At 64.8% G+C, this 6264-nt stretch carries 5 protein-coding genes and 2 pseudogenes; all 7 read left to right on the plus strand.

Annotated features, from left to right (window positions below; translation table 11 throughout):
• Positions 1 to 1450 (plus strand): DNA ligase D (gene ligD / locus EN781_RS22650; RefSeq protein WP_127400351.1); only part of this gene is annotated, 1450 nt, incomplete at its 5' end.
• Positions 1451 to 1611: 161 nt separating this feature from the next.
• Positions 1612 to 1803, plus strand: a pseudogene (locus tag EN781_RS35470) (hypothetical protein); the annotation flags it as partial.
• Between the two features lie 276 nt (positions 1804 to 2079).
• Positions 2080 to 2988: a Ku protein gene (locus tag EN781_RS22660; RefSeq protein WP_126055270.1), complete on the plus strand. Its 909-nt coding sequence runs from the start codon at positions 2080 to 2082 to the stop codon at positions 2986 to 2988.
• A complete protein-coding gene (locus tag EN781_RS22665) occupies positions 2985 to 4118 on the plus strand; it encodes a tetratricopeptide repeat protein (protein ID WP_127400352.1) in 1134 nt (377 codons plus the stop codon). The genes EN781_RS22660 and EN781_RS22665 overlap by 4 nt, the downstream gene beginning before the upstream one ends.
• A 239-nt stretch (positions 4119 to 4357) precedes the next feature.
• On the plus strand, positions 4358 to 5011 hold the full coding sequence (locus tag EN781_RS22675; protein ID WP_127400354.1) for an alpha/beta family hydrolase: 654 nt from the start codon (positions 4358 to 4360) through the stop codon (positions 5009 to 5011).
• 173 nt (positions 5012 to 5184) lie between these two features.
• Positions 5185 to 5961, plus strand: a complete 777-nt coding sequence (locus tag EN781_RS22680) for an exodeoxyribonuclease III (protein ID WP_126055268.1) — start codon at positions 5185 to 5187, stop codon at positions 5959 to 5961.
• A gap of 87 nt (positions 5962 to 6048) precedes the next feature.
• Positions 6049 to 6264, plus strand: a pseudogene (locus EN781_RS22685) (hypothetical protein); the annotation flags it as partial.

Here is a 6264-nt window from a genome sequence, read left to right on the forward strand (position 1 = left end):
GCGTAAGGCGCTGCTTGCCGAGCTGCTCGCCGGCCAGACCGCCAACGCCGCCATCCAGTACAGCGACCATGTCGAAGGCGACGGGCAAGGTCTCTACGACCAGGCTTCGGAGCTTGGGTTGGAAGGCGTCGTCTCCAAGCGCGCCGACGCCATTTACATGAGCGGCCGGACCAAGAGCTGGACCAAGGTGAAGGCGCAGAAGACGGATGATTTCGTCATCGCCGGCTATACCGTCTCCGACCGCGCGGAGGGCTTGGCGGCGCTCGGCATGGCCGAGTTCGAGAATGGCGAATTGCATTATCGCGGCAAGGTCGGCACCGGATTCGATCGCGACATGGCGACGGAGCTGCTTACGCGGCTGGAACGGCTGACGGCCGGCGCCAGTCCGCCCGAAGGCGCGCCGCGCGAGATCATGCGCGAGATGCACTGGGTGAAGCCGCTGCTGTCAGCCCGCATTCGCTATTCAAACCGCACCGCCGACAATGCGATCCGCCACGGCGTATTTCGCGGTCTGCGCGATATCGGCGGGCTGACCACACCGGTGCCGGTCAAGCGCAAGCGGCTGATCGCCGAATCCGATCTCGCCACCATCTGGGTCACCAATCCGGAGCGGCGGCTGTTCGGCAAGACCGGCCCGACAAAACTCGACATCGCGGTCTATTACGCGCTGGTCGGCGATTTCATGCTGCCGCACATCATCGGCCGTCCGGTGTCGCTGGTGCGCTGCCCGACCGGCAAGCCGCAGGACTGTTTTTTCCAGCGTCACGCTTTCACCGGCATGCCGCCTTCGGTGGCGGTGTTCGAGTCGATCAATTCGGAAGGCGAAACCAAGACCTATCTCTCGGTCGAGGACGCCAAGGGCTATCTGGCGCTAGCCCAGTTCGGCGTCGTCGAGTTCCATACCTGGGGCACGCACCGGACGAAACTCGACAAGCCCGACCAGATCGTCTTCGACCTCGACCCGGGCGAGGGCATTTCGTGGCGCGAGGTGGTGGAGGCGGCGGTCCACATCAAGGGCGGTCTGGAAGTGCTGGGCCTGGTGCCCTTCGCCAAGACCTCCGGTGGCAAGGGCATCCACATCACGGTGCCGGTGACCAGGAAGCAGAACTGGAAGAAGCTGCACCAGGCCTCAAGCGCGATCTCGACCTATCTCGCGTCGACCGCGCCCGACACCTTCACCACGACGATGGGCAAGGACAACCGCAAGCGCCGCATCTTCATCGACTTCCACCGCAACGCCCGTGGCCACACGTCCGCCGCCCCTTATTCGCTGCGCGCCCGCACCAACTTGCCAGCATCGACCCCGGTGAGCTGGACGGATCTCGAGACGATCGACGCGCCGGAGGACCTCAACTACGCCTCGCTGCCGGGGCTTTTGGAGACATCGGGCGATCCCTGGGCGGAGATCGACGAGGCTGCGAGGGACTTGCCGGTGTTGGCGGGGAGGTAGGCCATGCATGAGGCGAAGCCCTCGCGTCTTTCGTCATCCTAGGGCGAAGCAAGGAGCGAAGCGCGGCGAAGCCCCTAGGATCCATGCCGTGACTTCGGCCGTAGAATGCAATTGTGCAGAATGGTCGCCCGCAATACCGCCAGCTAAAGTCGATCCATGACCGCTACGGCGCGCAACGTCTGGTCTGATATGAGGAATTCTTCGACATCACTGATGCCATCCAGCGCGAAAAGTCGTTGAAGCGCTGGCCACGTCAGTGGAAGGTCGACTTGATCGAGAAGACCAATCCGGAATGGTTCGAGCTCTTTGTTTTGCACCGTTGCGGCGCTCGCACGTTCCGGCATGGATCCTAGGGTCTGCGCGCGTCGCTTCGCTCCTTGCTCCGCCCTAGGATGACGAAGCATCGAGGCCTCCGGCCAATCGTCAGCGTCCCGCCAGCGTCTCAACCCCATCTCCATCGACGCTTGCTACAATTTGAACTATTCTCCCACCAAACCCGCCCCAGAAAACACTTCGTCAGGAATTCGGCAGTACCATCAAGGGTCGGTGTAGGATTTCCACGGCGCCAACCGTCCTTGAGCGGGAGCGCTGCAAGTAACTGTCAGTGCATGGCCGCGTAGGAGTTCATCATGGCGCCCAGGGCAAGTTGGAAAGGTTACCTCAAGCTCAGCCTCGTCAGCTGTCCGGTCCGGCTCTATCCGGCCACCAGCGCGAGCGAACGCATCACATTCAACCAGCTGCACAAGAAGACCCACAACCGCATCAATATGAAGCCCGTGGATCCCGAGCTCGGGCTGGTCGAGCGCTCGGACCTGGTCAAGGGCTACGAGTACGAGGACAAGCAGTACATCATCATCGATGACGCCGACCTCGATGCGGTCAGGATCGAATCCAACCACACGATGAACATCGAGGCCTTCGTCGATGAGGGCGAGGTCGACGTCATCTATCAGGACTCACCCTATTACCTTGCCCCCGACGGCGCCATGGCGGAGGAAACTTTCGCGGTGCTGCGCGAGGCGATGCGCAAATCCGGCAAGTTGGCGATCGCCAGGCTCGTGCTCTCCAGCCGCGAGCGCGTGGTGACGATCGGCGCGCGCGAGAACGGCATGTTCGTCTGCACCTTGAGGAATCCCAACGAAGTGCGCGGCACGGCTGAATATTTCGGCAACATTCCGGCCGGCAAGCCGGACCCGGAAATGCTGCAGCTCGCCGAGGCGCTGATCAAGCAGAAGGAAACCGCCTTCGATCCGAAGAACTACGAGGATCGCTACGAGGTGGCGCTGATGGCGATGATCCGCGAGAAGCTGAAGGGCCACAAGCCGATCATTGCGGCCGCGCCCGAGCGCGGCAACGTCATCAATCTGATGGATGCGCTGAAGGCGAGCCTGTCGCAGTCGGCCAAGCCGCCAGCCAAGTCGAAGAGCAAGGCCGACGAGGCGCCGGCCAAGCCAGCCAAGAAGGCGGCTGCCGGCGGCGCGCCCGAAAATCCGCTGAAGGCGAACCTGTTGAAGGCCGTCGGCAAGAGCAAGAAGTGACGGCAGGGTCAGTCATCGTCCCCGGCGCCGTGTATGGCGTCGTCGGCGCGCTGGCCGCCTTTCCGCTGAGGCTGGCCGCGCGCGAGGTCGAGCGCCGCCATGCCGAGCTGAGGCGCGGCGTCACCCGCCGCACCAGCCATGCCGTGTTCGGCCGCACGCTGCTGGCGAAAGCCGCGATGAGCAGGACAGGCGATGCCGACATCGAACGGCGCGCGAAGGCCGAGCGCGCCGCCGGCCGCGCGCTGATCAGCGAGAACGGTTTCCTGCGCCTGCTCGGCCTGATGAAGGCGCCGGAGGCGTCGTCGCTGTCGAGGCAATCGCTGATCGACCAGTCGCGACTTGCCGGCGACGATCTCGACCTGCTGTCGCTGTTCGACGCCTTCGAGCACGATGCCGAGCCTTATTCCTTCCGCGACCTCATCCTGGCCAGAAAATATGCCGGGCTGATCGCCAGCGGCGCCAGCTGGGGCGCGATCGCGCGCTCCGTGCATCGCTCCGGCCCGGTCGCCTCGCTCACTGCGAAGTCGCTCAATCTCGGCTCGCAGCACGGCCGCCCCGACGCGATCTATCTCGACGATGGTGCGAGCGAGCTCGACGGTCAGTTGCTGTTCGATCTGGGTTCACCAAATTCGGGAATGGCTGGAGACGACACGCTGGAGGAACTGTTCGCCGAGGCGGAAGGCGCGGAACAGGAGGGGCGTCACGACGATGCGGCAGCGCTTTACCAGCGTTGCCTCGCGATCGACGCCAAGGATGCGATTGCCGCCTTCAACCGCGCCAACTGCCTGCGCGGCGCCGGCCGCGTGGCGGAAGCCGCGCACGACTATGCGCGTGCGATCAAGCTCGATCCCGGCTTCGTCGAAGCCTGGTTCAACCTCGCCGGCCTGATGAGCGCCGAGGGCAAGGTGGCCTCCGCCCGCCGCCACCTGCAGAAGGCGATCGCACTCGACAAGACCTATGCCGACCCGGTGTTCAACCTTGCGCGGTTGGAATTCGATGGGGGGAATATGGCCGAGGCCCGCCGGCTGTGGGTGCGCTATCTGGAACTCGATGCTGAATCCGAATGGGCGAGGTTGGCGCAGAAGGGGATACAGTTCGTCGATTTGCATATGGCGCGCACGGCGGGGTGACAATGATTGGCGAAGGCCGTCGCGACAGCCAATCTCCCCCCTTGTGGGGGAGATGTCCGGCAGGACAGAGGGGGGGCGCTGTCCCGCCAGCCTCTCAACGGCTGGCGGCGGCGACCTCTAAGATTTTCGGTTTGTAAGAGTCGAAGTCGGCGTTCCTTCGCGCCCCCCTCTGGCCTGCCGGCCATCTCCCCCACAAGGGGGGAGATCAGCTGCTTCGTCGTCGCGCCGAGCACAGTCCCATGACCCACTTCCTCTTCGACGGCTCCGAACCCGCCCCCGTCACCATCCTGCTGGCCCATGGCGCCGGTGCGCCGATGGACTCCGCCTCGATGGCCGCCACCGCCAAGGCGCTCGCCACGGTCGGCTTCCGCGTGGCGCGCTTCGAGTTCCACTACATGGCGGCGCGCCGCTACGGCCATCGCAAGCCGCCGCCGCGCGCCGAGACGGTGAACCCTGAATACATCAAGGCGATCGCCGACCTTCGCGCCAAGGGTGTCACGGGAAAGCTCATCATCGGCGGCAAGTCGATGGGCGGACGGGTCGCGTCGATGGTCGCCGACGAGATGTTTGCCAAAGGCGAGATCGCCGGGCTCGTCTGCCTCGGCTATCCCTTCCATCCACCCGGCAAGCCGGAGCAACTCAGGACCAAGCATCTCCTCGGCCTCAAGACGCCGACGCTGATCTTCCAGGGCACGCGCGACGAATTCGGCACCAAGGATGAGGTTGCGACCTATGGCCTTTCCAACGCCATCGAGATGATCTGGCTGGAGGACGGCGACCACGATCTGAAGCCGCGCAAGGCGATCTCGGGGTTTTCGACGGGCGACCACCTGAAGACGGTGGCGGAGACGACAGCGGCTAAATTCGCGCAGCCGTCGGCTTCGTCATTCTAGGGCGGAGCAAGGAGCGAAGCGACGCGCGCAGACCCTAGAATCCATGCCGTGACGCTAAGGCGTTGCAACGGTTCAGAATTCTGCCCCGCCACGTTCCACGGCGACGGTCACGGCATGGATCCTCGGGTCAAGCCCGAGGATGACGAAGCGAGGGGCGCTTTCGGCATCCAAACATGAAAATCGCCACCTTCAACATCAACAACATCAACAGTCGCCTGGAGAACCTGCTGGCCTGGCTCGCCGAGGCAAAACCCGACGTCGTCTGCCTGCAGGAACTGAAGGCGCGCGACACGCAGTTTCCGCTGACCCGGCTGGCGAAGGCCGGCTATGGCGCGGTGTGGAAGGGCGAGCCGACCTGGAACGGCGTTGCCATTCTGGCAAAGGGCGCAGAACCCGTGCTGACGCGCGACGTACTGCCCGGCGACGACGCCGACCGCCAGGCGCGCTACATCGAGGCGGCGGTGTCGGGCATTGTCATCGCCTGCCTCTATGCGCCCAACGGCAACCCGCAGCCCGGGCCCAAATATCAGTACAAGCTCGCCTGGCACGATCGCTTCGCGGCGCACGCGAAGCAGCTCCTCGACACCGGCCTGCCGGTGGCGCTTGCCGGCGACTTCAACATCGTGCCTGAGCCGCGCGACATCTACCCGACCCGCTCCTATGACGACAACGCGCTGGTGCAGCCGCAAAGCCGCGCCGCCTTCGCGGCACTCGTCGAGCGGGGCTGGACCGATGCGCTGCGCAAGGTCTTCCCGAAGGAGGAGAAGCTCTACACATTCTGGGACTACCGCCGCAATCGCTGGCCGCGCGACGCGGGCCTCAGGCTCGACCACATCCTTTTGTCGAAGACACTCGTCCGCAAGCTGAAAGCGGCCGGCATCGACCGGGCCGTGCGCGGCGAGGACAACGCCAGCGACCACGCGCCGGTGTGGGTGGAGGTGGAGACCTGACCTCGCCGCCGCGATCCTTCGCGCCCCTCTGTGCAGTCACCACATCGCAAGCTAGGGTGTCGCAATCATTCCCGCCGAGGCTCGCCGTTGCCCAGCCTGACCGTCGCAGTCTCCTCAATCGTCCTCGCGGCCGCGGCATTGCTGGCCTTCCTCGTCTGGCAGGCGCGCCAGCGCCGGCGGATGCGGCGCCGGGCCGATCCGGCCCATGATTATGCGGTGCGCGCGTCCTGGCGGCCCACCGCCGGCAAGCTCAACTTCTCGTCCTATGTCTACATGGATGTCGACGGCGACGGGGTGTATGGC

This window comes from Mesorhizobium sp. M4A.F.Ca.ET.090.04.2.1, from assembly GCF_003999085.1.
Taxonomy (GTDB): Bacteria; Pseudomonadota; Alphaproteobacteria; order Rhizobiales; family Rhizobiaceae; genus Mesorhizobium.

Bases quoted from the DNA above. Each gene is read 5' to 3' on its own strand.
- EN781_RS22660 (WP_126055270.1), top strand. From the start codon at position 2,080: ATGGCGCCCAGGGCAAGTTGGAAAGGTTACCTCAAGCTCAGCCTCGTC.
- EN781_RS22680 (WP_126055268.1), top strand. From the start codon at position 5,185: ATGAAAATCGCCACCTTCAACATCAACAACATCAACAGTCGCCTGGAG.
- EN781_RS22675 (WP_127400354.1), top strand. From the start codon at position 4,358: ATGACCCACTTCCTCTTCGACGGCTCCGAACCCGCCCCCGTCACCATC.